The sequence below is a fragment of the Oceaniglobus roseus genome, assembly GCF_002869745.1.
Taxonomy (GTDB): Bacteria; Pseudomonadota; Alphaproteobacteria; order Rhodobacterales; family Rhodobacteraceae; genus Oceaniglobus; species Oceaniglobus roseus.
In genome coordinates, this window is the sequence record NZ_PNOS01000045.1 from 1 (window position 1) to 23,850 (window position 23,850).

Sequence of the window (23,850 nt, forward strand, 5' to 3'; positions counted from 1 at the left end):
GGCGGGGCAGACGGGGCAGTCGGGGCGGGCGCGGCAGGTGCCGCGCCGAAGCCGGGCCCGGGCGCCTCCGGCGGCAGCAGGCCTGAATCGGGAGCGGCAGGCGCGGGGTCCGTGCCGTCCGGCTGCGGCGCGGGCCGGTTCATGTCCGCCAGCGCCGAAGCCACGAGGCCCTCCAGGATCGCGGGCGCCTGCGCGGGATCGGTGAAGGGCGCGGGCAGCATTCCCTTCGTCGCTTCCCAGAGGCCAAGGTTCTCGACCGTCAGCGCCGCGCCGCGCAGGTAGACGACGGGTTTCGGGGTCTCGGGCTCGCGGGCGTCGACCGCGAGATAGCCGATGTCGCCGGTCAGATCGACCGCCGCCGCGCCCTCGACCCGCGCATAGGCGTGGAGGTCGGCCGAGGCCGAGGCGATGTCGTATTCCAGGTCCACCGTCAGCCGCGGCACGGCAAGGTTCTCCAGTCCGGCCATCGGCAGCGCCTGCCGCGGCTCGGGCGGCAGGCAGTCGGCAGGCGCCTCGACGCCCTGGGCCTGGGTCTTCAGGCGGATCAGGTCGGGCCGGTCCAGCGGCGCGACGCGCAGCGTCAGGCGCTCGATGGTGATCTTGCACTGGTCGTCGGGATCGTAGGGCAGGAGCGGCCAGAGCGTGATGTCGGTCATGCTGACCTGGCCAAGGCCGATGTCGACGGACATCGCGCCATAGACGACGTCCATCTGCGAGCGCAGCGCCATCACCCCGCCCTGGAGGGCGCGTTGGACCAGGTACTCGGGCTTCAGCAGGTCCCAGAGCGAGGGGCCGCCCGGCGCGGCGGTCTGGGCCGGGGCGGCGAGGGGCATCAGGACGATGGCGGCGGAGGCGAGAAGGCGGGCGCGCGAACAGGGCATGGGGGCAATTCCTTGGGCAATGAATGCCCCGGATCAGACGCTCCCCCCGCGCCGAAATCAAGGCTGCCGTAAGCGGTGCCGCCAGCGCCTCCCTTGCGCGATCACTGTTCCAGGGCCGCGACCCCCGGCAGCGTCTTGCCCTCCATCCATTCGAGGAACGCACCCCCCGCCGAGGAGACGTAGGTGAAGTCCTTCGCCGCATCGGCCCGGTTCAGCGCCGACACCGTGTCGCCGCCGCCCGCGACCGAGATCAGCGCGCCGTTCCGGGTCAGTTCCGCCGCCTTCGCCGCGGCCGCGTTGGTCGCGGCGTCGAAGGGCGAAATCTCGAACGCGCCGAGGGGGCCGTTCCAGATCAGCGTCTTCGCTCCTTCGAAAACCGCCGCGATCCGCTTCACCGTCTCCGGGCCCGCGTCGAGGATCATCGCGTCCTCGGGGCAGGCGTCGGCGGCCAGCGTCTCGTTCTCCGCGCCCGCCCTGAACTCCCGCGCCACGACGATGTCCTCGGGCAGCACGATCTCGCAGGAGGCCTCGCCGGCCTTCGCCAGGATCTCCTTCGCGGTGCCGGTCATGTCGTGCTCGCACAGCGACTTGCCGACGCCGATGCCCTTGGCGGCGAGGAAGGTGTTCGCCATGCCGCCGCCGATCACCAGGTGGTCGACCTTGCGCACCAGGTTGCCGAGCAGGTCCAGCTTCGTCGACACCTTCGCGCCGCCCACCACCGCCACCACGGGCCGCTTCGGCGCGCCGAGCGCCGCCTCCAGCGCCGACAGCTCCGCCGCCATCAGCCGCCCGGCGCAGGCCGGCAGCAGGCGCGCGATCCCTTCAGTCGAGCCATGGGCGCGGTGCGCGGCCGAGAAGGCGTCGTTGCAAAAGATCTCGCCGAGCGCGGCGAGGGAGGCGGCGAACTCGGGGTCGTTCTTCTCCTCGCCCGGGTGGAAGCGGGTGTTCTCCAGGAGCAGCACCTCGCCCTCGGGCAGGGCGGCGACGGCCTTCTTCGCCTCGGCGCCGATGCAGTCGGCGGCGAAACGCACCGGCACGCCGAAGGTGCCGGAGAGCGCGGGCACCAGCGGCTCCAGCGACATCGACGGCACGACCTTGCCCTTGGGCCGGTCGAAATGCGCCATCAGCACCGGCTTGCCGCCCGCCTTCAGGATGTCGGCGACGGTGGGCGCGATGCGCTCGATCCGGGTCATGTCGGTGACGCGGCCGTCTTCCATCGGCACGTTGATGTCGACCCGGGTCAGCACGACCTTGCCCGCCAGGTCCATGTCGTCGAGGGATTTCCAGGCCATGCGCGTCGCTCCTCTGCGGTCTCTGACCCATCCTTGAGACCCGAACGCCACGGGATCGTCAACAGGGCAGGGCTGCTTTCAGCTTTTCCTCGCCCCGGCACGGGATTAGACAGGGCGCAACGCGAAACCACAGGAGCCGCAGATGGCCGAGATCAAAGACCCCGAGAACACCATCCTGATGGAGCTGAAGGGTGGCACCGTCACGATCGAACTGCTGCCCGACGTGGCCCCGAAACACACCCAGCGGATGAAGGACCTGGCCCGCGCCGGCGCCTACGACAACGTCGTGTTCCACCGGGTGATCGACGGCTTCATGGCGCAGACCGGCGACGTGTCGAACGGCAACGCCGAGAAGGACTTCAACATCCGCCTCGCGGGCACCGGCGGCTCCGGGCATCCCGACCTCCCGGCCGAGTTCTCGAAGCTGCCCCATGACCGCGGCACGCTGGGCGCCGCGCGCTCGTCCAACCCGAACTCCGCCAACTCGCAGTTCTTCATCAACTTCTCCGACAACCACTTCCTGAACGGGCAGTACACCGTCTATGGCCGGGTCATCTCGGGGATGGAGCATGTCGATGCCATCACCCGCGGCGAGCCGCCCGCGAACCCCGACAGGATGATCAGCGTGAAGGTCGCCGCCGATGCGTAAGCTCCTGCTTTCCGCCGTCCTCTCCGTCGCCGCCGCAGTCCCGGCGCTGGCCACGGGCCTCGACATCCAGGTGTCGGGCGAGGCGAACGGCACCGTCCACATCGACCTCTTCGACGACGTCGCACCCCTGCACGTCGCGCGGATCACCGAGCTGGCGAAGGCCGGGGCCTACGACAACGTGGTGTTCCACCGCGTGATCGACGGCTTCATGGCGCAGACCGGCGACGTGGAGTTCGGCAAGATGGACGGCGACCTGAAGCGGGCCGGCACCGGCGGCTCTGAGATGCCCGACCTGAAGGCCGAGTTCTCGGACCGCCCGTTCGAGCGCGGCACCGTCGGCATGGCCCGCGCCGCCAGCCCCGACTCGGCCAACTCGCAGTTCTTCATCATGTTCGCCCCCGCGCCGCACCTGAACGGCCAGTACACCGTCGTCGGCGAGGTGACGAGCGGGATGGACGTGATCGACGCCATCAAGCGCGGCCGCGGCAACAACGGCGCCGTCGCCGGCCAGCCCGACGTGATGACCAAGGTCACCGTCACGCCCTGACCTCCCGCGCGGCGGCGGGGCGGGGCCGTGGGGCCTTGACTCCGCCGCCGCGCCCGCGTCCCTGTGCGCCCCATGAACACGCGCGTACCAGTGGACGCCGCCGGGGCCGTGGCCCTTATCGGCTTTTCCCTTCTCCTCGGTTTCAACCAGGTCGTCATCAAGGTCGGCAACGACGGCTTCCAGCCCGTCTTCGCCGCCGCCCTCCGTTCGCTCGGCGCGGCGGCGCTGCTGCTTGCATGGATGCGCTGGCGGGGCGTGGCGCTGCGGATCGAACCCGGCTCGGCCCGCCTCGGCCTGCTGCTCGGGGGGATGTTCAGCCTCGAGTTCCTGCTGCTCTTCACCGCGCTGGACCTGACCACGGTCAGCCGCACCAGCGTGATCTTCTACACCATGCCGGTCTGGACGACGCTCGCCGCCCATTTCCTGCTGGCGGGCGAACACCTGTCGGCGGGCAAGCTCGCGGGGCTCGCCATGGCCTTCGTCGGCGTCGCGCTGGCGTTGACTTCCGGCCGCCCCGCAGGCGGCGAGGCGTCGCTGGCCGGAGACCTCTGCGCGCTCGGCGCCTCGTTCTGCTGGACCGGCATCGCGCTGACCGCCCGCGCCCCCGCCATGGGCCGCGTCAGCCCCGAGATGCAGCTTCTGTGGCAGACCGCTGTTTCGGGCCCGCTGCTGCTGGTCGCCTCGCTCGCCTTCGGCCCGCTGATCCGCGAGCTTGCCCCGATCCACGTCGCGGGCCTCGTGTTCCAGATCGTCGCCGTGGCCTTCGCCGGGTTCCTGCTGTGGTTCTGGCTTCTGGCGCGCTACCGGGCGGGGCAGGTGGCGGCCTTCGGCTTCCTGTCGCCGATCTTCGGCACCTTCCTCGGCTGGGCGCTTCTGGGCGACCATGTCGGGCCGTCGCTGCTGGCGGCCGTGGTGCTGGTCGCCCTGGGCCTGCTGCTGATCAACCGCCCCGCGGGGGGCTTCAGGTTCCGCAGAACGTCTGCGTGACCGCCTCGTCCTCGGTCGGCGGGCGGGCGTAATCGCCCTGCGCCTCGAACGGCGTCTGCAGGGCCTCCGTCAGGGCGTGGAACGGTGAGAGATCCCCCGCCAGCGCCGCCTGGATCGCCTCCTCGATCCGGTGGTTGCGCGGGATGATCGCCGGATTGCTGCGCGCCCGCAGCCCCGCGCTCTCCTCCGCGCTGGCCGGATCGCGGGCCAGTCGCGCCTCCAGCACCGTGGCCCAGCTGTCATAGGCGGCGGGATCGACGAACTGGTCCCGCGCCGCGGGCGTGCCGAGCGCGCGGAAGGTGTTGGCGAAGTCCGCCTGTCCCTGCGCCATCCGGTCGAGCAGGGCCTGGATCAGCGCCGCGTCGTCCTCTTCCACCGAGGTCAGGCCCAGCTTGGCGCGGAACCGCGCGAGCCACGCCTCGGCATACAGCGCGGGGAAGCGGTGCACCGACTCCGTCGCCTTCTCGATGGCCGCGTTGTGGTCCGCGTCGATCAGCGGCAACAGGCTGGTGGCGAACTGCGCGAGGTTCCAGACCGCGATTTCCGGCTGGCGGGCATAGGCATAGCGGCCGAACTGGTCGATGGACGAGAACACGCGGTCGGGGTGATAGGTGTCCATGAAGGCGCAGGGGCCGTAGTCGATGGTCTCGCCCGCGACGGACATGTTGTCGGTGTTCATCACGCCATGGATGAAGCCGACCGACATCCAGCCCGCGATCAGCTTCGCCTGCGCGGCGATCACCGCGTCGAGCAAAGCGAGCGGGCCGTCTGCCTGCGGGTAGTGGCGGGCGATCACATGGTCGGTCAGCGCCGCCAGCGCCTCTTCATCCTGGCGCGCGGCGAAGAACTGGAAGGTGCCGACGCGGATGTGGCTCTTGGCGATGCGGGTCAGCACGGCGCCGGGATAGCGGCGTTCGCGGAACACCGTCTCGCCGGTCGTCACCGCGGCCAGCGCGCGGGTAGTCGGCAGGCCGAGCGCGTGCATCGCCTCGGACACGACGTATTCCCGCAGCACGGGGCCAAGCCAGGCGCGTCCGTCGCCCATCCGGGAATAGGGCGTCGGCCCCGAACCTTTCAACTGCACGTCGTAACGTCCTGACGGCGCGAGGATTTCCCCCAGCAGCAGCGCCCGCCCGTCGCCCAGCTGCGGCGACCAGCCGCCGAACTGGTGCCCGGCATAGACCTGCGCCATGGGCGCCGCGCCCTCCGGCACCCTGTTGCCCGCGAGAACCTCGATCCCCTCGGGCGCGCGCAGCTCCTCCGGGTCCAGTCCCAGCTCTTGCGCGAGCCGCTCGTTGACGCGGATCAGCCCCGGCCGGGACACCGGCGTCGGCGGCTGGCGGGTGTAGAAGCGGTCAGGCAGCGTCGCATAGCTGTTGTCGAACGGGAAGTGGACGGTCATGGCAGGCTCCTTCACCCCATACCTAAGAAAGGTTCCGCGCCCCTGCCAGTGCCGCGCTCAAAGTCGGCGCGTCATCAGCTGCCGTCCGTCGCGCACCGCGAAGCCCATGCTGCGATAATGTCCGACAAGCCGCGCGGTCTCGCCCGGAACCTCGATGTGCAGGGCCTTCACGCCATGCCTGGCCAGCGCCGGGGCCAGCGCCATCACCGCCTCGCTGCCCATGCCGCGGCCGCGCACGCCGGGGCGGATGAAGAAGTCGGAGATATGACCGTCGAGCCCGCCCATTTCGACCGAGAAGCCGAAGGAGATGACGAGGTAGCCGACCGGCGCCTTGGGCGGGCCGATCAGATAGGCGACGCCGTTCGGGATCCCGTCGAGCAGGGTCTTCAGCACCTCGCGCCGCTGCGCCGGATCCTGATTCAGCCCCCGTTCGCCGTGGCAGGCCTCGACCAGCGCGGCGAGCCGGTCGAGGTCGTCCGGAGCGGCAAGACGCAGGGTGACGCTCACAACCGGCCCAGACGCTCGGTCAGCAGCGAGAAGAAGCCATCGGCGTCGAGGTCGCCGATGAAGAGCGCGTTCTTCGGCCGGTCCGTGATCCCCCACCAGTCGGCCACGGTCATGCCAAGCGTCAGCTCCGACACCGTCTCGATCTCGACGTTGATCTCGCGGCCCGTGAACAGCCCGGGCTTCAGCAACCAGGCGGTCACGCAGGGGTCGTGCAGGGGGGCGCCGTCGCTGCCGTATTTCTCCTTGTCGAAGCGTTCGAAGAAATCGGTCATCTCGGCGACAGCCTTGCCCACGGGCGTTCCGAGGTCGCGGAACGCCTGGTTGCGCGGCCCCGTGACCAGCGCCTTGTGGGTGACGTCGAGGGGAAGCACCACCAGAGGGACGCCGGACCGGAACACGATTTCAGCGGCTTCCGGATCGACGTAGATGTTGAACTCCGCCGTGGGGGTGATGTTGCCCACTTCGAAATAGGCGCCGCCCATCAGGACGATCCGCCTGATCCGCCCGGCGATGTCGGGCGCCCGCTGCAGGGCGGTGGCGACGTTGGTGAGCGGGCCGAGCGGGCACAGCGTGACCGTCCCCGGCGCTTCCCGGCGCAGCGTCTCGATGATGAAGTCGACCGCATGCCCCTCGGCCAGCGGCATCGTCGGCTCGGGCAGCACCGGGCCGTCGAGCCCGGTCTTGCCGTGCACGTGCTCGGCCGTCACCAGCTTGCGCTTCAGCGGCGCGTCGCAGCCCGCGTACACCGGCACATCGGTCCGCCCCGCCAGTTCGCAGACGATCCGTGCGTTCCGCTGGGTGAGCGTCAGCGGCACGTTGCCCGCGACCGCCGTGATCCCCAGCACCTCCAGCTCGGGACTGGCCAGCGCCAGCAGGATCGCCACGGCGTCGTCCTGGCCGGGGTCGGTGTCGATGATGATCTTCTCGGCCATCGCCTCAGCCCCTGCTCAGCGCGTCGAGCACACGCGCCCAGCTGCGCATCCCCTTGTGGAAGCTCGCCATGTTGTACTTCTCGTTCGGCGAATGGATCTGGTCATCGTCGAGGCCGAAGCCGATCAGGAGCGAATCCATGCCGAGGATCTGCTTGAAATGCCCCGCGATCGGGATCGAGCCGCCGCCGCCGATGTAGGCCGCGTCGTTCGGCCATTCGGGCGAGAGCGCCTGGCGGGCCTTCTCGAAGGCGGGGTCGGAGATGCTCATCTGGCTTGCGGGCGAGGCGCCGTGGGCCTGGAAGGTCACGGTGCAGTCGGCGGGCACGCGGGCCTCGACGAAGGCGCGGAAGTTCTCGCGGATTTTGTGGGGATCCTGGGTGCCGACAAGGCGGAAGCTGATCTTGGCATGGGCCTCGGAGGGCAGGACCGTCTTGAAGCCCTTGCCGGTGTAGCCCGACCAGATCCCGTTGACCTCGCATGTGGGACGCGCCCAGACCTGCTCCAGCGGGCTGCGGTCCTGCTCGCCCGCAGGCAGGTTCAGCCCGACCGAGCCGAGGAACGCCTCGGCATCGAAGCCCAGCTGGTCCCACTGCGCCCGCAGGGTGTCCGACAGCTCGGGCACGCCGTCGTAGAAGTCGGGCACGGTGATGCGGCCGGTGTCGTCGTGCAGGTCGGCGATGATCCGCGCCAGCACCCGCGCCGGGTTCATGGCAAGCCCGCCGTAATAGCCCGAGTGCAGGTCCTTGTCGGGGCCGCGCACGGTGATCTCCTCGCCCAGGAGCCCGCGCAGCATGGTGACGATGGCGGGCGTCTCGGGGTCGTACATGCCGGTGTCGCAGATCAGGGCGATGTCGGCCTTCAGCTCGTCGGCATTGGCCTCCATGAACGGCGTCAGCGAGGGCGAGCCCGATTCCTCCTCGCCCTCGAACAGGACGGTGATGCGGCAGGGCAGTTCGCCATGCTCGGCGATGAAGGCGCGGCAGGCCTCGACGAAGGTCATCAGCTGTCCCTTGTCGTCGGCGCTGCCGCGGCCGCGGATCACCTCGCCCGCGGGCGTCTTCTCGATCGCGGGATCGAAGGGGTCGCGGGTCCAGAGCTCCAGCGGATCGACCGGCTGCACGTCGTAATGGCCGTAGAACAGCAGGTGCGGCGCAGCGCCGTCGCCGCTGCCGCCGTGGGCGACGACCATCGGATGGCCAGGCGTCGCGCGCTTCCCGGCGGTGAAGCCCAGCGATTGCAGGTCCGCCACCAGCCAGTCCGCCGCCTTCTCGCAGTCGCCCTTGTAGGCGGGGTCGGTCGAGATCGAGGGGATGCGCAGCAGCTCCATCAGGCGGTCGGTGGCCTGGGGCAGGTCGGCATCTATGCGGGCCAGAACGGCGTCGAGACTCATGGGGCTTCTCCGGGGGAAACGTTGCGGGCGCAGAGTAACAGCCGGATCGGTGCTGTCCAGCCGAAGGCCCCGCCGGCAAGGGCTTGCGCAGACGCTCTGCCGCACTGGCCAGTCGCGCGGCGGGGCGTTAAGTGTCGCGCAAATCCAAAGCGAGGACCCAGACGATGACGAAGCGTGACATGAAGATCCTCCCCCGGCTCGCCGCCGCCACGGCCCTTCTGTGCGGCCTCGGCGCCGCCGCGACGGCGCAGACCATGGTGACGGGCGACGAGGCGAAGGCGGCCCTGTTCCCGACCAAGGGCGCGCGGGCGGTGGTCTTCAACCTGCCCGGCCTCGACGACAAGACGAAGGCCGTCCTCGGCGAGGTGGCGAAGGACCAGAAGTATTTCGGCGCCATCGCGCTTGCGCCCGAGAAGGGGCTGGCCAGCGCCCAGGCGGCGGTGAACTACCACTCCGTCGCCGCGGCCGAGCGTGCGGCCATCGCCGCCTGCCAGAGCGCGGCCAAGACCCAGTGCCGGATCGCCGCCCACGTCCTGCCCGCAGGCTATGCCGAGCGCGGCCTGACCCTGTCGGTCGATGCCACCCAGGGCTTCAACGACAGCTACCTGCCCGCCGGATCGCCCAAGGCGCTCGCCATCTCGCCCAGCACCGGCCAGTGGTCGATCGCCGCGGGCCAGGGCGCGGGGGCGACCGCGACCCGGTCGTGCAACGCCAAGGGCGCCGGCGACTGCCAGGTGGTCGTCGCCGACTAGGCGCCGCTCCCGCTCTTGTGAAGAGAGCCGCGCAAGGTATTGACAGATCGCTGTTTTGGTGGGCCTGTCCGCGTCGGCGGCCCGCCGATGCCCCCGAAACGCCGCGCGCGGCCACCGGGGGCGCCGCCTTCGGCAGTAACGGTGCGGCGTCGTCGCCGTTTCGGGCCGGTCCGGCGCCGGTGACGATTTCATGAGCATTGGCAAGATCTTGTGGGCCAATTCGCGCCGAACGCCTTCACATTGCGTTTTCTGCGTGTGCAAGCTGCGCGTGCATATGGTAACGGTAAACCTACAGGCCGACATGACGAATCGGCTGCGAGAGGCTGATGGCAGTGGCAATTGGGTGGTCCATATGATCCGACGGTTTCGGGCGCCGCAGGCGATGGAAGACGAGGGCCCGCGCGGCTTCGACGATTTCGACCTTCGTCTGGGCGACGTCATGCGCGGTGAGCGGGCGACCCTGGGCAAGTCCCTGCTGGACGTCCAGCGCGAGCTGAAGATCAAGGCCACCTACATCGCCGCGATCGAGAATGCGGATCCCCAGGCCTTCGAGACGCCGGGCTTCATCGCCGGTTACGTCCGCTCCTACGCGCGCTACCTCGGGCTCGATCCCGAATGGGCCTACAAGGCGTTCTGCGCCGAGGGCAACTTCGAGACCGCCCACGGCATGTCCTCCGCCGCCTCCGCCAAGCGCACCGAGAAGAGGGTGGCCGATCCCGGCCGCCGCGATCCCTTCGCCGAAAGCACCGCTCTGTTCGCGCCGACCGCGCCGGGCCTGTTCTCGCGCATCGAACCGGGCGCCATCGGCTCTACCCTCGTTCTGCTGGCGTTGATCGGCGGCCTGGGCTACGGCGGCTATTCGGTGCTGCAGGAGGTCCAGAAGGTGCAGTTCGTGCCGGTGGACCAGACCCCCGGTGTCGTGTCCGAGCTGGATCCGCTGGCCGCCGCCACGGCCTCCATGCCCGTGGGCGACGAGGCCGCGCCGGGCATCGAGCCGCGGGAAGGCGACGGGTTCGACCGGCTCTACCGTCCGCAGGCGCTGGACGTGCCGGTGATGATCGCCCGCGACGGCCCCATCGCCACGCTGAAGCCCAACGTCACCCGCACCGCCGATGCCGCGCCGGAGACGGGGCGCAGCGAGGCGATCGAGTCCGCCATCAGCGCCGCCATGCTCGGCACCCAGCCGGCCGATGCCGAGGGCGCCGCGCCTGCCGACGGAACCGGCGTGCAGGTCGTGGCCGCGAACGTGCCGGAAGTGGTCATGTTCGCCGTCCGCGACTCCTGGGTGCGGGTCAAGGCCGCGGACGGGTCGGTGATCTACGAGAACATCATGAACAAGGGCGACCGCTTCGTGCTGCCGAAGACGGAGGAGGCGGCGACGCTGCTGACCGGAGAGTCCGGTGCGATCTATTTCGCGGTCAACGGCACCACCTACGGCCCCGCCGGGCGCAGCGGCCAGGTGACGAAGAACCTGAGCCTCGCCGCCACCGACCTGACCGAGAAGTACCAGGTCGCGGACCTCGAGAAGGACGGCGACCTCGCCACCGTGGTGGCCGACGCCTCGCTCCTCGCGCCGGTCGAACCCGTGGGGGAATGACCCCCCGGGGCGTTGCGCCGGGGCGGCGGCTGGCCTAACTGTTGGCGTAACGCTGACTGGACAGAAGGCCGCCTCAGATGTCGATCAACCACGTCCGCCCCTGGCGCAACATCTACCGCCGCAAGAGCCGCCAGATCATGGTCGGCAACGTGCCCGTGGGCGGCGACGCGCCGATTTCCGTGCAGACGATGACCAACACCGACAGCGGCGACGTGAAGGCGACGCTTGCGCAGGTGATCGCCGCCGCCGAGGCGGGGGCTGACATCGTCCGCATCTCCGCCCCCGACCAGGCCGCCACGACCGCGCTGAGGGAGATCGTGCGCGAAAGCCCGGTGCCGATCGTCGCCGACATCCACTTCCACTACAAGCGCGCCATCGAGGCCGCGGAGGCCGGGGTGGGGTGCCTGAGGATCAATCCGGGCAACATCGGCGACGCCTCCCGCGTGAAGGAGGTCATCAAGGCCGCCCGCGACCACGGCTGCTCGATCCGGATCGGCGTGAACGCCGGGTCGCTGGAACGGCACCTGCTGGAGAAATACGGCGAACCCTGTCCCGACGCGATGGTCGAGTCGGGGCTGGAACACATCAGGATCCTGCAGGACAACGACTTCCACGAGTTCAAGATCTCGTGCAAGGCCTCCGACGTGTTCATGGCGGCCGCCGCCTACCAGCAGCTGGCCGACGCGACCGACGCGCCGATCCACCTCGGGATCACCGAGGCGGGGGGCATGATCTCGGGCACCATCAAGTCGGCCATCGGCCTCGGCAACCTGTTGTGGATGGGCATCGGCGACACGATCCGCGTGTCGCTCTCGGCCGATCCGGTGCAGGAGGTGAAGGTCGGCTACGAGATCCTGAAATCCCTCGGCCTGCGCCACCGCGGCGTCAACATCATCTCCTGCCCGTCCTGCGCGCGCCAGGGCTTCGACGTCATCAAGACGGTCGAAATCCTCGAGAAGCGGCTGGAGCACATCAAGACGCCGATGAGCCTCTCGATCATCGGCTGCGTGGTGAACGGCCCGGGCGAGGCGCTGATGACCGACGTCGGCTTCACCGGCGGCGGCGCGGGGTCCGGCATGGTCTATCTCGCGGGCAAGCAGAGCCACAAGCTGAGCAACGCCCAGATGATCGAACATATCGTCGAGCAGGTCGAGAAGAAGGCCGAGGCGCTGGAGGCCGAGGCGAAGCAGGAGGCCGAGACGGCGGGGCAGGCGGCGGAGTAGGCGCGCCGCTGCCGCTGTCGCGCGCGTGGAGGCTGCGGGAGCCTCCGGCGGGGATATTTAGGAAAGCAAAGATGGGGGGCGGGGGCAGACTGTCCGTGCCCGCCCGTCCTGGCGCACTATCCGGCTTCGGTCCCTGGCGCGGGGGCTCAGCCCTCGCGCTTGGCCTCGACCAGCCGCTGCATCGTGTCGAGGGGCACGTAGCCGCGCACCATCTCGTCGCCGAAGACGAAGCTCGGGGTGCCGTTGATCTTCAGCGTCTGGCCGAGCGCGTGGTTCTTCGCGATGATGTTGGTGACGTCGTCGTCGTCCATCGCCGCCATGATCGCGTCGGCGTCGAGGCCCGCGTCCTCGGCCACGCCGCGCAGGGCGGATTCGGTGATGTCGGCGCGCAGCTCCATCAGGGTGTCGTGGATCTTGCCGTAGGCCTCGTCCCCCGCGACCTTCTTCACCGCCAGCGCGAAACGCGAGGCCAGGACGGACTGGTCGCCGAGGATCGGGAACTCCTTCACGATCAGGCGGATGTTGCCGTCGCGGGCCAGAAGCTCGGTCACTTCCGGCGCGGCCTTCTTGCAGTAGCCGCAGCGGTAGTCGAAGAACTCGACGATGGTGAAGTCTCCCTCGGGGTTGCCTGCCACGTAGGAATAGCCGTCGTCGAACAGCGCCTCGGCGTTGTCGGCCAGAAGCTGCGCGTCGCCCTTCGCCTGATCCTCGGCCTGCCGCTTCTCGAGGACCGAGATCGCCTCCATAAGCACCTCGGGGTTCTCCAGCAGGTAGGCGCGCACCTCCTGGCCGAAGGCCGCGCGCTCGGCGTCGGTCATGTCGGTCAGGCCCTCGGCATGGGCGGGCAGGGCGAGGGTCAGCGCGAGGGCCGAGGCGGCGAGGGGGAAGCGGAACATGGGCTCTCCGGGGATTTGGCCGGCAGGCGCCGGGGGTTTCGGGTCGCGCGCCACAATGCCAGACGGGGCCGGGATGGCAAGTCGCGGGCGCCGCGCTCACGCCGCTGTGTGGTGGCTGCGCGGGGGCCGTGTGGGCGGGGCGGGCGCCGGACCGGCAGAATGGCGCTTGACCCCCCCGGCGGGGGCGCCCACAAAAGTTGCGGAAGCGGCCGCAGGCGGGAAGACCCGCGCGGCCGGCAGCGCCCGGGGACACGCGCCCCAGCGGCGCGAGCTGTGGGAGGAGACATCATGACACTGAACCGCCGCCAGACGCTGGCCCTGATGGGCGGCGCCGCCGCCGCCGCCGGGCTGGCTGCGCCCGCCCTGGCGCAGGACCGCAAGATCGTCGTCGGCGCCCTGCGCCTGACCAGCCACGCGGCGAGCTTCGTCGCGATGGAGCGGGGCTATTTCAGGGAGGCGGGGCTCGACGCCGAGCTGCGCTTCTTCGACGCCGCGCAGCCGATGGCCGTCGCCATCGCTTCGGGCGACGTCGACTTCGGCATCACGGCGATCACCGGCGGGTTGATCTCGCTGGCCGAGAAGGGCGCGGTGAAGGTCATCGGCGGTGCGCTGCAGGAGGAGAAGGGGATCGACGGGCAGAAGTTCCTCGCCTCCGACGCCGCCTTCCAGGCCGGGGTGAAGACGCCGAAGGACCTGGGCGGCAAGCGCTATGCCGTCACCCAGCCGGGATCCTCCTTCCACTACATGGGCGCGAAGATGGCCGCCGCGGAAGGGATCGAGCTGGAGTACGTGCCGCTGCAGAAGGTCGGCGCGATCATCGGCGCGATGAAGTCGGGCCAGGTCGACGGCTGGTCCATCGTGCCGCACATCGCCAAGGCGCTCGACGGGTCGGGCGCGGTGCACATCATCGGCGACGTCGCCGATTACCTCCCCGACTACCAGGTGACGACGGTCTTCACCTCGCTCGACAACACGGTGAACGAACGGCCGCTGACCGAGGATTTCCTCAAGGCCTTCTCGAAGGGCGTCGCCGACTACAACGCCGCGCTGGTCGACAGGACGGCCGGGGAGGAGGCGCAGCAGAAGATGCTCGACCTGCTGGCGCCCTACGTCTACCCGGACGACGCGCCGGAGAAGGCGAAGACCTCGATCCTGAACGGGGCGATGCGGCTGAACGAGAACGCGGGCCTGACCACCGCCTCGGTCCAGGACCAGATCGACTGGTTCAAGGCGGAAGGCATGATCAAGGACACCATCGGCTTCGACACCGTGGTCGACAGCAGCTTCGCACCGGTGCTGTAGCCCCATGGATCTGTCCCTCCAGGGGGTCGGCCATGCCTATAGCGATCTCGAGGTGCTGCGCGACATCTCGCTGGAGATCCCCGGCGGGCGGATCCTGTGCATCGTGGGCCCCTCGGGCTGCGGCAAGTCCACGCTGCTGCGCCTGCTCGGCGGGCTGGAGAAGCCGGACCGCGGGCGGGTGCTGCAACTCGGCGCGCCGCCGGCGGGCTGCCTCAATCCGCTGACCTTCGTCTTCCAGGACTTCGCGCTCCTGCCCTGGCGGACGGTGGAGGGGAACCTGAGCCTGGTGCTGGAGGACCACCGCCTGCCGAAGGCGGAGGCGGAGCAGATCATCGCCGACGTGCTCGCACGTACCCGGCTGTCGGAGTTCCGCACGGCGCTTCCGCGCCAGCTGTCGGGCGGCATGAAACAGCGCGTCGCCATCGCCCGGGCGCTGGCCGTGACGCCGGCGGTGATGCTGCTGGACGAGCCGCTCTCGGCGCTCGACGCGCAGACGCGCGAGCTGCTGATGGACGATCTCGTGGCGCTCTGGACCCGTGCGCCCTTCACCGCCGTCTACGTCACCCACAACCTGGCCGAGGCGGTGCGCCTTGGCCACCGGATCGTCGTGCTGTCGCGCCGTCCGGGGCGGATCGCCGAGGTGGTGGACATCGACCTGCCGCTCGACGCGCGCGAGACCGGCAGCGCCGAGCTGGAGCGCCACCAGAAGCGGCTCTGGTCGCTGATGCGGGACGAGGCGCGGGCGGCCGACGCGGAGCTTGTGGATGGCTGACCTCGCCCGGCACGGCGCGGCGACGCGCCCGGTCCCGTTCCGCGGCGGCGGCTTCGCGCCCTCGGCCCGGCGGGGCGTGGGGCTGGCCGTCTTCGTGGCGCTGATTTTGCTGGCCGAATGGGGCACGCGGTCGGGCTGGATCTCGCCCCTGACACTGCCGCGCCCCTCGGACGTGCTGGCGACGCTGGTCGATCTCTGGACCTCGGGGCGGCTTTGGGAGCATCTGGTGCCCTCGCTCTCCCGCCTTGCCGTCGGCGCGGTGATCGGCGTCGGACTCGGCGTCGCGACGGGCGTGATGATCGGCCTCTTCTCCTATGTCCGCGCGGGGCTGGTGCCGCTGGTGGCCGCGCTCTTCCCGGTGCCGAAGATCGCGCTGCTGCCGCTCTTCGTGATCTGGTTCGGCATCGACGAAAGCTCGAAATACGCGCTGATCGCCTTCGGCACCTTCACCCCCACCGTCGTCGCCACCTACGGCGCGGTCGACAACGTGGACCGCGGGCTGATCCGCATGGGGCAGAGCTTCGGCCTGTCGTGGTGGTCGATCGTCCGGAAGATCGTGCTGCCGGGGGCGATGCCGGGGATCCTGTCGGGCCTCCGGATCAGCCTTGCCATCGCGATCATCCTGCTGGTCGCCGCCGAGATGCTGGGCGCGCAGCACGGGATCGGGGCCTATATCCTTCAGGCCGGGTCGCTCTACGACCTGGAGAAGCTGTTCGCCGGGGTGACGATCCTGTCGCTGCTCGGCGTGCTGATATCCTTTGCCGTGGGGCAGGCGGAACGCGTCCTGCTGCGCTGGCGTAGATAATCGAGACATCAAAGGGAGAAAGAGATGAAACTTACGGGATTTGTCGCCGCGGCTGCCGTCGGCGCGCTGGCCGTGACCGCGGCCCATGCCGAAACGCGCATCACCTACAAGTCGGCGAAGTCCGGCAGTTCGTACTACCAGATGGGCGTGGAACTCGCCGAAGCCGTCAAGATCGGCACCGACGGCGAGATGATCGTGACGCTGGAGGAAAGCCAGGGGTCGGTGCAGAACGTGATGGAGGTACGCGCGCGGGGCGCCGATTACGTCTTCACCACGCCGCCCGCGCTGGTCGGCGCCGCGCAGAAGGCCGCGGGGCCCTTCGACGGCAAGGGCGATCCGGCCTTTGACGAAATCCGCGCGCTGTTCCCGATCCCCTCGCTGACCATGCACATCGTCATGTCGAAGGACAGCGGCAGCAACGACCTGTCGAGCCTCGCGGGCAAGACGATCCTGCTCGGCTCGGGCTCCTTCGGCGCGACCGAGGGCGAGAAGTATCTCGAACTGTTCGGGCTGAAGGACAAGGTGAAGATCGCCGACAGCGAGCTGTCGAATGCCGTCGCGGCGCTGAAGAACGGACAGATCGACGGCTTCGTGACCGCGGGCAGCTATCCCGCGCCGAACGTGGTCGAGGCGGCGGCGACGACCCCCGTCACCGTGATCCCGATGACCGACGACGAGGTGGGCCAGACCGGACGCACCCGCGTCGTGATCCCCGCGGGGACCTATGCGGGGCAGGAGGGCGACGTCACCACCACCTCGCTGCCCGTGGTGGCCTATGCGACGACGAAGATGGACGACGACACCGCCTATGAGCTGACCAAGACCTTCTGGGAGCAGAAGTCGATGATGTCGGGCATGTCGCCCTGGTGGAACGCCGTCTCGCCCGAGATGCTGTCGGAGGTGAAGACGAAGATCCATCCGGGCGCGCAGCGCTATTACGAAGAGGCGGGCATCGCCTTGACGGACGAACAGAAGTGAGGGAATTGGCGCCCCTGACATAACGGGGCGCCGACCTTCCATGATCTCGAATTATCGCCCCCTGTGGGTCGCCCTCGGGGCGCTCAGCTGCCTCTTCCACCTCGGCCTGATCTTCTCGGGCCTCGTGCCGAACCTCGTGGCCCGTCCGCTGCACATGGCGCTGGTGCTGCCCTTCGTGCTGGTGATGGGGGCACGCAGCCGCTTCGCCGAATGGACCGGCCTCGTCCTCGCCGCGCTCGGCATCGGCGGCTGCCTCTGGATCGCCTGGAACGCCGCGGACCTGCGCAACCAGTACGGCTTCCTCGAAGGGCCGGGGCAGGTGGTGCTGGCCGTCATGCTCCTCGCCGTCACGCTCGAGGCCGCCCGCCGCGCCATCGGCTGGCCGCTGCCCATGGTGGCCCTCGCCGCGCTGCTCTACGGCCTCTTCGGCCATATCATCCCCGGAGAGTTCGGCCACGCGGGCACGCCGCTCGCCAGCTTCCTCGGCACCCTCACCATCGCGGAAGGCGGCCTCTGGGGCTCGCTCACCGGCGTGTCGGTCGGGGTCGTCGCCGTCTTCGTCATCTTCGGCGCGGTGCTGAACGCGGGCGAGGCGGGGCAGGGGTTCATGAACGTCGCCTCCGCCGCCGCCGGGCGGCTCACGGGCGGGGCGGGCAAGGTGTCGGTCCTGTCCTCGGCCCTGTTCGGCTCGATCTCCGGCTCCGCCTCGGCCAACGTCGCCTCGACCGGGGCGATCACGCTGCCCGCGATGACCGGCCTCGGCTATCCCCGCCGCCTCGCCGGCGCGATCGAGGCGGTGGCCTCTTCCGGCGGGCAGATCATGCCGCCGCTGATGGGGGCCGGCGCCTTCGTCATGGTCGAGCTGACCGGCATCCCCTATGCGCAGATCATGGGCGCGGCGCTGCTGCCCGCGGTGCTCTACTTCCTCGCCGTCTGGGTAGGGATCGACGCCTATGCCCAGCGGATGGACCTCAGGGGCGTGCCGAAGGACCAGCAGCCGGACCGGCGCACGGTGCTGATCACCTCGGCCTTCTTCCTCGTCCCCTTCAGCGTCCTGATGTGGGGCATGTTCGGCGCCGCCTTCACCCCGCAATACGCCGCCGCGCTGTCGATCCTCGCGGGCGGCGTGCTGCTGTTCTTCGACGCCACGCTGCGCATCGCCCCTTGGCAGGCGCTCGCCCGCCTCGCCGAGGCGGTGCTGAACGCGGGGCGGCAGGTGGCGATGATCGGCGCGATCATCCTCTGCGCCTCGCTCGTCATCGGCGTCCTCGGGATCACCGGCCTCGGGGTGAAGCTGACCTCGGGCATCCTCGCCTTCTCGGGCGGCATGCTCTGGCCCTCGCTGCTGCTGACGGCGCTCGCCTGCCTGCTGCTGGGCATGGAGGTGCCGACGACCGCCGCCTATGTCATCTGCGTCTCGGTCGCCGGCCCCGCGCTTGCCCAGCTTGGCCTCGAACCGCTGCAGGCGCATCTCTTCGTGTTCTGGTTCGCGCTCCTGTCCACCATCACGCCCCCGGTCTGCGGCGCCGTCTTCATCGCCGCGGGCATGGTCGAGGAGAACTGGCTGCGCGTCGCGGGCAGCGCCATGAAGCTCGGGATCGGGCTGTACCTCATTCCCCTCGGCATGATCGCCAACCCCAAGCTGATCCAGCTGGCCGAGGATCCGCTCTGGGCGCTCTGGGCCTTCGTTCGCGTCGGCACGGGCTTGACGTTGATTTCGTTCGGTTTGATCGGCCGCGGGAACGTGTTGCGGCGCGCCGTGTTGATCATCGCCGGGCTGGCCTGCCTGTTCGCGCGCCTCTGGACCTGATTTCGTTCCGGGTCCGACGACAAGGCAGCGTCACATTGGCAGGAAATCGCCAGTCTGGTCTTGTCAGGAGCGACGGGAGCGTCGCACTGTAAGGGCAATCCGAAGCTACATGATTCCGGCGGCGCTGCCGGATGCATGACGACGAAAGGGTACGACCGATGATGAACCGCAGGCAGCTTCTGCAGACCGGGCTGGCCATGGGCGCGCTCGCCGCCTCGCCGCTGAGCGCGGCGCCGAAGATCCCGAAATACGATGTTCCCGAGAAGTACCTGCCGCGTTACGTCACGCTGCGCGTCGATCTCCCGGCCTACCAGATCCACCTGCTGCCGGACGAGTTCGCGCTGTACTGGACGCTGCCCGACCGCAAGGCGATCCGCTATACCTGCGGGATCGGCCGCCCGGGCCTGTACGAGCCCGGCGAATACTATGTCGGCGCCAAGAAGGAATTCCCGAGCTGGACGCCGACCCCCGAGATGATCGAGCGCGATCCGGCCTCCTATGCCAAGTACAAGGACGGGCTCGAAGGGAGCCTGTCGAACCCGCTCGGCGCCCGCGCGCTCTACCTCTTCCAGCCGGGCCGGGGCGACACGTTCCTGCGGATCCACGGCACCGACAAGCCGAACACCATCGGCCGCGCCGTGTCGAACGGCTGCGCGCGGCTGGTGAACGACCAGATCGCCGACCTCTACGAGCGGGTGCCGCTGGAGACGCGGGTGAAGCTCTATCACAAGATGGGCACCTGAGACCGGACAGTCGCGGCCCGGAGCCATCAGCATGAGCGAACCGCTCCGCGCCGCGGACATCCTTGCGCGCCGCCTGCATGACGAGGGCTGCCGCCACGCCTTCGGGATGCCCGGCGGCGAGGTGCTGACACTGGTCGACGCGCTGGAAAGGGCCGGGATCGCCTTCACCCTCGCCAAGCATGAAAACTGTGCGGGCTTCATGGGTGAGGGGGTGCACCACGTCGACGGCGCGCCTGCCATCCTCGTCGCCACGGTCGGGCCCGGCGCCATGAACGGCGTCAACGTCGTCGCCAATGCCGCGCAGGACCGCGTGCCGCTGATCGTGCTGACCGGCTGCGTCGACCCCGACGAGGCGGCGACCTATACCCACCAGGTGCTGGACCACCGCGCCGTCTTCGCGCCGATCACCAAGGCCAGCTTCACGCTGACGCCCGGCGCCGCCGGGGTGATCGCCGACAAGGCCGTGGCCATCGCGACCGAGGGCAGGGCGGGGCCGGTCCACATCGACGTGCCGATCTCCGTCGCAGATGCGCCCGGCACCGCGATGGAGGGCCGCCGCGCCGCACCGTCGCCGCTGATCCCCGCCGACATCGTCAAGGCCCGCCGCTGGCTGGCCGAAGCGTCGCGGCCCCTGCTGATCGTGGGCCTCGACGTGCTGCACGAGGGGTCGGCCGCCGAGATCGCCGCCTTCGCCGATTCCCAGGGCGTGCCGGTCATCACCACCTACAAGGCCAAGGGCGTGATCCCCGAGGATCACCCGCTGTCGCTCGGGGCCGCGGGACTCTCTCCGAAGGCCGACGCGATCCTGCTGCCGCTCCTGCGGCAGGCCGACCTGATCCTCTGCGCAGGCTACGACCCGATCGAGATGCGCACGGGCTGGCGCGACCCGTGGGATGCCGCCGAGCAGCGGGTGATCGACCTCCACGCCGCGCCGAACCACCACTACATGCACCAGGCCTCCCTCAGCCTGCTCGCCCATTCCGGCGAGACCCTGCGCCGCCTCGGGGAAGACGGTGTGCGCGCGCGCTGGCCCGACGGCGGGATCCGCGAGGCGCAGCGGGCGCTGGCCGAAGCCTTCCCGACGGACGAACCGTGGGGCCCCGCCGCGATCGTCGACACCTGCCGCGCCGTGCTGCCGAAGGACGCCATCGCCACGGTCGACAGCGGCGCGCACCGGATCCTGCTCAGCCAGATGTGGCGCTGCTTCGCGCCGCGGACCCTGCTGCAATCCTCCGGGCTCTGCACCATGGGCTGCGCCGTGCCGCTCGCCATGGGCGCGAAGCTTGCCTCGCGAGAGCGCACCGTCGTCTCCTTCTCGGGCGACGCGGGGTTCCTGATGGTCGCGGGCGAACTCGCCACCGCCGCGGAACTGGGGCTGAATACGATCTTCGTCGTCTTCGTCGACCGCTCCCTCGCCCTGATCGAGCTGAAGCAGCGCCAGCGGCAGCTGCCGAACGCGGGCGTCGATTTCGCCGGTCCCGACTTCGCCGCCATCGGCCGCGCCTTCGGCGGCGCGGGCGTGACCGTCTCGGACCGCGACGGCTTGCGCGCCGCGCTGCAAGAGGCCATGGAGGCGGAAACCTTCACCGTCATCGGCGCGGTCATCGACCGGCAGGCCTACGACGGGCGCATCTGAGGAGACGGTACATGGCGGGCGCACTCGACGGGCTGCGGATTCTCGACCTTTCGCGCATTCTGGCGGGCCCGACCTGCACCCAGCTTCTGGGCGATCTCGGCGCCGAGGTCATCAAGATCGAGAACCCCGCCAGCCGCGGCGACGACACCCGCGCCTGGGGTCCGCCCTTCGTGCAAGGCAAGGACGGCGCGCCCACGGACGTCTCGGCCTATTTCATGTCGGCCAACCGCAACAAGCTCTCCGTCGCGCTCGACATCGCGACGCCCGAGGGGCAGGCGGCGGTGAAGGCCATCGCGGCCGAATGCGACGTGATGATCGAGAACTTCAAGCCCGGCGGCCTTGCGAAGTACGGCCTCGACGCCGCCACCATGACCGCGCTGCACCCGCGGCTCGTCTACTGCTCGATCTCGGGCTACGGGCAGACCGGGCCGAACGCCTCCAAGCCCGGCTACGACCTGATGGCGCAGGGCTATGGCGGGATCATGTCGCTGACCGGCGCGGCCGACGGCGAGCCGATGAAGGTTGGCGTCGGGATCGCGGACGTCATGTGCGGGATGTACGCCACCGTCGGCATCCTCGCCGCGCTGCGCCACCGGGACGCCACGGGCGAGGGGCAGCACATCGACATCGCGCTGGTCGACAGCCAGATTGCCTGGCTGATCAACGAGGGCGTGAACTATCTTACCTCCGGCAAGGTGCCGGAGCGGCGCGGCAACGCGCATCCGAACATCGTGCCCTACCAGGTCTTCGCCACGTCCGACGGTCACGTCCTTGTCGCCGTCGGCAACGACACGCAGTTCACCCGCTTCTGCGACTTCCTCGACCTGCCGCACCTTGCCACCGATCCCCGCTTCGCCACCAACCCCGCCCGCCTCGCCAACCGCGACGCGCTGCTGCCGCTGCTGGAACCCGCGCTTGCCGCGCGCAGCATGGCCGAGGTCATCGAAGGGCTCGAGGCGCGCAAGGTGCCGGTGGGTCCGGTGCAGACGCTGGACCAGGTCTTCGCCTCGGACCAGGTGGCGGCGCGGGGCATGATCGCCGAGGTCGAAAGCGAACACGCCGCGGAAGGCCACGTGCGGCTGATCGGCAATCCGCTGAACCTCTCGCGCACCCCCGTGACCTACCGCCGGGCGCCGCCGCGCTTCGGGCAGGACACCGCGGCGGTGCTGGAACGTTTCAAGCCGAAGGGCTGAGGCACACGCAATGCGCGAACTGGCGCCGGTTTGGGCGTTGGAGTGTTACAAGGCGCGCGGAATCGGGCACTCGGAAAACACGGCCGGTCACAGCTCCGTCATTCACGGAGCTATTGGACCTTTGCGCCATGTTGCGTTGCTACCAAGGGGCGACCCCCTCTCAAGCCCCGGAGCCCGCGATGCACCTCGATCCCTACGGCCAGACCGTGACCCTGAACGGGCCCGAGGCCCTGCGCAACTGGAGCGCGACCGAAGCCGCCTTCCTGGCCCACGGCGCGACGACGCCCGCCCACCTGGCGGCGACGCTGGAAGCCGATCCGGACTTCGCCCTGGCCCACGCCGTGAAGGGCATGTTCCACCTCCTTCTCGGGCGGCGCGAACTGGTCGAGACGGCCGCGGAAGCGCTGCGCGCCGCCGAGGCGAGCGCGGAACGCGCGCCCCCGAGCCTGCGCGAGCGGGACTGCATCGCGGCACTGCGGCTCTGGCTTGGCGGCGACCTGCGCGGCGCGCTCGGCCGGTTCGAGGGGATCCTCGCGCGCCATCCGGGCGATGCGATGACCCTGAAGCTGGACCATGCCCTGCGCTTCGTGCTCGGCGACGCGCCGGGAATGCGGCAGGGGATCGAACGGGCGCTCCCGGCCTATGGCGCGGACCATGCGGCGCGCGGCTATGTGCTGGGCTGCCACGCCTTCGCGCTGGAGGAAACCGGCGCCTACGACGCGGCGCGGCGGGCCGGGCAGGCGGGGCTGGAGCTTTGTCCCGACGACGCCTGGGGGCTGCACGCGGTCGCCCATGTCCACGACATGACGGGCGACGCGGCGGGCGGGCTCGCCTGGCTGACGGGGCGCGAGGCGGCCTGGAGCCACTGCAACAACTTCCGTTACCACGTCTGGTGGCACCGGGCGCTGATGCACCTCGACCTCGGGCAGGCGGAGGAGGTTCTGCACCTCTACGATGCCGAGATCCGGGCCGAGAAGACCGACGATTACCGCGACATCGCCAACGCCACCTCGCTGCTGATGCGGCTGGAACTGGAGGGCGTCGACGTGGGCGCCCGCTGGGGCGAACTGGCCGATCTCGCGGCGCGGCGGACCGAGGACGGCTGCCTGGTCTTCGCCGACCTGCACTACCTCCTGGCCCTCGTCGGCGACGGGCGCGAGGGCGCGGCGACGGCACTGATGCGGCGGCTGCACCGCGACGCCCGCGCCGGGCGGGGCGATCTTGCAAGAGCCATGGCGCGCCCCGGACTGTCGGCGGCCGCGGGCCTGGAAGCCTTCGGCGACGGGCGCTACGACATCGCCTTCCTGAACCTCGCGCAGGCCCGCAGGACCATGCAGGCGGCGGGCGGCAGTCGCGCGCAACGCGACCTGTTCGAGCGGCTGACGATCGACGCCGGCATCCGCGCGGGCTTCCTCGACGAGGCGGAAACGATCCTCCGAGACCGTACGGAACGGCGGGGTGGGCGGGAAGATGCCTATGCTGCGGCGCGGCATCGCCTGATCTTCGCCGCCCGCGGCGAAGGCCCTTGCGCGGATCGCGTTCCGGCTGAATAAGCA

Annotated in this window: 22 protein-coding genes; 15 read left to right on the plus strand and 7 right to left on the minus strand. The window is 69.9% G+C overall.

The window, feature by feature from the left end; all coding sequences use genetic code 11:
• Both A7B20_RS18325 and A7B20_RS18330 read right to left on the minus strand, forming a co-directional pair.
• Positions 1–881 (minus strand): hypothetical protein (locus A7B20_RS18325; protein ID WP_216641223.1); only part of this gene is annotated, 881 nt, incomplete at its 3' end.
• A 101-nt stretch (positions 882–982) separates the two neighbouring features.
• Positions 983–2,173, minus strand: a complete 1,191-nt coding sequence (locus tag A7B20_RS18330) for a phosphoglycerate kinase (RefSeq protein WP_102110039.1) — start codon at positions 2,171–2,173, stop codon at positions 983–985.
• 142 nt (positions 2,174–2,315) lie between these two features.
• Here A7B20_RS18330 and A7B20_RS18335 point away from each other — a divergent pair, with 142 nt between their 5' ends.
• From A7B20_RS18335 to A7B20_RS18345, 3 genes are all read left to right on the plus strand, one after another.
• Complete coding sequence (locus A7B20_RS18335; protein WP_102110040.1) at positions 2,316–2,822, plus strand: peptidylprolyl isomerase; 507 nt, start codon at positions 2,316–2,318, stop codon at positions 2,820–2,822.
• The gene (locus A7B20_RS18340; RefSeq protein ID WP_102110041.1) at positions 2,815–3,369 is read left to right on the plus strand and encodes a peptidylprolyl isomerase; all 555 of its coding nucleotides are present in this window, start codon (positions 2,815–2,817) and stop codon (positions 3,367–3,369) included. The genes A7B20_RS18335 and A7B20_RS18340 overlap by 8 nt, the downstream gene beginning before the upstream one ends.
• Positions 3,370–3,441: 72 nt before the next feature.
• Positions 3,442–4,356 (plus strand): DMT family transporter, encoded by a 915-nt coding sequence (locus A7B20_RS18345; RefSeq protein ID WP_102110042.1) that lies wholly within the window; start codon positions 3,442–3,444, stop codon positions 4,354–4,356.
• On the opposite strand, the gene A7B20_RS18350 is transcribed toward A7B20_RS18345, so the two are convergent.
• The 4 genes from A7B20_RS18350 to A7B20_RS18365 are packed head-to-tail and all read right to left on the minus strand — an operon-like array spanning position 4,331 to position 8,587.
• Positions 4,331–5,758 carry a protein adenylyltransferase SelO gene (locus A7B20_RS18350; RefSeq protein ID WP_102110043.1) on the minus strand — a complete coding sequence of 476 codons (1,428 nt, stop codon included), beginning with the start codon at positions 5,756–5,758 and terminating at the stop codon, positions 4,331–4,333. The two genes, A7B20_RS18345 and A7B20_RS18350, sit on opposite strands and share 26 nt — an antisense overlap.
• Before the next feature lie 57 nt (positions 5,759–5,815).
• Entirely contained in the window at positions 5,816–6,265 is a 450-nt protein-coding gene (locus A7B20_RS18355; RefSeq protein ID WP_102110044.1) for a GNAT family N-acetyltransferase, read from the minus strand.
• The gene (locus tag A7B20_RS18360; RefSeq protein ID WP_102110045.1) at positions 6,262–7,197 is read right to left on the minus strand and encodes a nucleoside hydrolase; all 936 of its coding nucleotides are present in this window, start codon (positions 7,195–7,197) and stop codon (positions 6,262–6,264) included. Before A7B20_RS18360 ends, A7B20_RS18355 begins: the two co-directional genes overlap by 4 nt.
• 4 nt (positions 7,198–7,201) lie before the next feature.
• Entirely contained in the window at positions 7,202–8,587 is a 1,386-nt protein-coding gene (locus A7B20_RS18365) for a M20/M25/M40 family metallo-hydrolase (RefSeq protein ID WP_102110046.1), read from the minus strand.
• A gap of 164 nt (positions 8,588–8,751) precedes the next feature.
• On the opposite strand from A7B20_RS18365, the gene A7B20_RS18370 reads away from it, so the two are divergent.
• The 3 genes from A7B20_RS18370 to ispG all read left to right on the plus strand — a co-directional run bounded on the left by A7B20_RS18370 (position 8,752) and on the right by ispG (position 12,159).
• On the plus strand, positions 8,752–9,339 hold the full coding sequence (locus tag A7B20_RS18370; protein WP_102110047.1) for a 5-aminolevulic acid synthase: 588 nt from the start codon (positions 8,752–8,754) through the stop codon (positions 9,337–9,339).
• A 352-nt stretch (positions 9,340–9,691) separates the two neighbouring features.
• Complete coding sequence (locus A7B20_RS18375) at positions 9,692–10,936, plus strand: helix-turn-helix domain-containing protein (protein WP_102110048.1); 1,245 nt, start codon at positions 9,692–9,694, stop codon at positions 10,934–10,936.
• 77 nt (positions 10,937–11,013) lie between these two features.
• Positions 11,014–12,159, plus strand: coding sequence for a flavodoxin-dependent (E)-4-hydroxy-3-methylbut-2-enyl-diphosphate synthase (gene ispG, locus A7B20_RS18380; protein WP_102110049.1), 1,146 nt, complete (start codon positions 11,014–11,016; stop codon positions 12,157–12,159).
• Between the two features lie 146 nt (positions 12,160–12,305).
• Here the strand turns inward: ispG and A7B20_RS18385 are convergent, their stop codons facing one another.
• The gene (locus A7B20_RS18385; protein ID WP_102110050.1) at positions 12,306–13,055 is read right to left on the minus strand and encodes a DsbA family protein; all 750 of its coding nucleotides are present in this window, start codon (positions 13,053–13,055) and stop codon (positions 12,306–12,308) included.
• 288 nt (positions 13,056–13,343) lie between these two features.
• Between A7B20_RS18385 and A7B20_RS18390 the strand changes: the two genes are divergently transcribed.
• The 9 genes from A7B20_RS18390 to A7B20_RS18430 all read left to right on the plus strand — a co-directional run bounded on the left by A7B20_RS18390 (position 13,344) and on the right by A7B20_RS18430 (position 23,847).
• Positions 13,344–14,357: an ABC transporter substrate-binding protein gene (locus tag A7B20_RS18390; protein WP_102110051.1), complete on the plus strand. Its 1,014-nt coding sequence runs from the start codon at positions 13,344–13,346 to the stop codon at positions 14,355–14,357.
• 4 nt (positions 14,358–14,361) lie between these two features.
• Positions 14,362–15,129 carry an ABC transporter ATP-binding protein gene (locus A7B20_RS18395; protein WP_102110052.1) on the plus strand — a complete coding sequence of 256 codons (768 nt, stop codon included), beginning with the start codon at positions 14,362–14,364 and terminating at the stop codon, positions 15,127–15,129.
• The gene (locus A7B20_RS18400; RefSeq protein WP_102110053.1) at positions 15,122–15,934 is read left to right on the plus strand and encodes an ABC transporter permease; all 813 of its coding nucleotides are present in this window, start codon (positions 15,122–15,124) and stop codon (positions 15,932–15,934) included. Before A7B20_RS18395 ends, A7B20_RS18400 begins: the two co-directional genes overlap by 8 nt.
• A 24-nt stretch (positions 15,935–15,958) precedes the next feature.
• Positions 15,959–16,912 (plus strand): TAXI family TRAP transporter solute-binding subunit, encoded by a 954-nt coding sequence (locus tag A7B20_RS18405; RefSeq protein ID WP_102110054.1) that lies wholly within the window; start codon positions 15,959–15,961, stop codon positions 16,910–16,912.
• A gap of 40 nt (positions 16,913–16,952) precedes the next feature.
• Positions 16,953–18,722, plus strand: coding sequence for a TRAP transporter permease (locus A7B20_RS18410; RefSeq protein WP_102110055.1), 1,770 nt, complete (start codon positions 16,953–16,955; stop codon positions 18,720–18,722).
• A gap of 161 nt (positions 18,723–18,883) precedes the next feature.
• Positions 18,884–19,465, plus strand: coding sequence for a L,D-transpeptidase (locus A7B20_RS18415; RefSeq protein WP_102110073.1), 582 nt, complete (start codon positions 18,884–18,886; stop codon positions 19,463–19,465).
• A gap of 31 nt (positions 19,466–19,496) precedes the next feature.
• A complete protein-coding gene (locus A7B20_RS18420) occupies positions 19,497–21,101 on the plus strand; it encodes a thiamine pyrophosphate-binding protein (RefSeq protein WP_102110056.1) in 1,605 nt (534 codons plus the stop codon).
• 11 nt (positions 21,102–21,112) lie between these two features.
• The gene (locus A7B20_RS18425) at positions 21,113–22,294 is read left to right on the plus strand and encodes a CaiB/BaiF CoA transferase family protein (protein ID WP_102110057.1); all 1,182 of its coding nucleotides are present in this window, start codon (positions 21,113–21,115) and stop codon (positions 22,292–22,294) included.
• 179 nt (positions 22,295–22,473) lie between these two features.
• Positions 22,474–23,847, plus strand: coding sequence for a tetratricopeptide repeat protein (locus tag A7B20_RS18430; protein ID WP_102110058.1), 1,374 nt, complete (start codon positions 22,474–22,476; stop codon positions 23,845–23,847).
• The last annotated feature ends 3 nt before the right edge of the window (positions 23,848–23,850 follow it).

Excerpts from the sequence above, each read along its gene's own strand:
- A7B20_RS18330 (WP_102110039.1), bottom strand. The coding sequence starts at position 2,173 with ATGGCCTGGAAATCCCTCGACGACATGGACCTGGCGGGCAAGGTCGTG.
- A7B20_RS18335 (WP_102110040.1), top strand. The coding sequence starts at position 2,316 with ATGGCCGAGATCAAAGACCCCGAGAACACCATCCTGATGGAGCTGAAG.
- A7B20_RS18340 (WP_102110041.1), top strand. The coding sequence starts at position 2,815 with ATGCGTAAGCTCCTGCTTTCCGCCGTCCTCTCCGTCGCCGCCGCAGTC.
- A7B20_RS18345 (WP_102110042.1), top strand. The coding sequence starts at position 3,442 with ATGAACACGCGCGTACCAGTGGACGCCGCCGGGGCCGTGGCCCTTATC.
- A7B20_RS18350 (WP_102110043.1), bottom strand. The coding sequence starts at position 5,758 with ATGACCGTCCACTTCCCGTTCGACAACAGCTATGCGACGCTGCCTGAC.
- A7B20_RS18360 (WP_102110045.1), bottom strand. The coding sequence starts at position 7,197 with ATGGCCGAGAAGATCATCATCGACACCGACCCCGGCCAGGACGACGCC.
- A7B20_RS18365 (WP_102110046.1), bottom strand. The coding sequence starts at position 8,587 with ATGAGTCTCGACGCCGTTCTGGCCCGCATAGATGCCGACCTGCCCCAG.
- A7B20_RS18370 (WP_102110047.1), top strand. The coding sequence starts at position 8,752 with ATGACGAAGCGTGACATGAAGATCCTCCCCCGGCTCGCCGCCGCCACG.
- A7B20_RS18375 (WP_102110048.1), top strand. The coding sequence starts at position 9,692 with ATGATCCGACGGTTTCGGGCGCCGCAGGCGATGGAAGACGAGGGCCCG.
- ispG (WP_102110049.1), top strand. The coding sequence starts at position 11,014 with ATGTCGATCAACCACGTCCGCCCCTGGCGCAACATCTACCGCCGCAAG.
- A7B20_RS18385 (WP_102110050.1), bottom strand. The coding sequence starts at position 13,055 with ATGTTCCGCTTCCCCCTCGCCGCCTCGGCCCTCGCGCTGACCCTCGCC.
- A7B20_RS18390 (WP_102110051.1), top strand. The coding sequence starts at position 13,344 with ATGACACTGAACCGCCGCCAGACGCTGGCCCTGATGGGCGGCGCCGCC.
- A7B20_RS18395 (WP_102110052.1), top strand. The coding sequence starts at position 14,362 with ATGGATCTGTCCCTCCAGGGGGTCGGCCATGCCTATAGCGATCTCGAG.
- A7B20_RS18400 (WP_102110053.1), top strand. The coding sequence starts at position 15,122 with ATGGCTGACCTCGCCCGGCACGGCGCGGCGACGCGCCCGGTCCCGTTC.
- A7B20_RS18405 (WP_102110054.1), top strand. The coding sequence starts at position 15,959 with ATGAAACTTACGGGATTTGTCGCCGCGGCTGCCGTCGGCGCGCTGGCC.
- A7B20_RS18410 (WP_102110055.1), top strand. The coding sequence starts at position 16,953 with ATGATCTCGAATTATCGCCCCCTGTGGGTCGCCCTCGGGGCGCTCAGC.
- A7B20_RS18415 (WP_102110073.1), top strand. The coding sequence starts at position 18,884 with ATGAACCGCAGGCAGCTTCTGCAGACCGGGCTGGCCATGGGCGCGCTC.
- A7B20_RS18420 (WP_102110056.1), top strand. The coding sequence starts at position 19,497 with ATGAGCGAACCGCTCCGCGCCGCGGACATCCTTGCGCGCCGCCTGCAT.
- A7B20_RS18425 (WP_102110057.1), top strand. The coding sequence starts at position 21,113 with ATGGCGGGCGCACTCGACGGGCTGCGGATTCTCGACCTTTCGCGCATT.
- A7B20_RS18430 (WP_102110058.1), top strand. The coding sequence starts at position 22,474 with ATGCACCTCGATCCCTACGGCCAGACCGTGACCCTGAACGGGCCCGAG.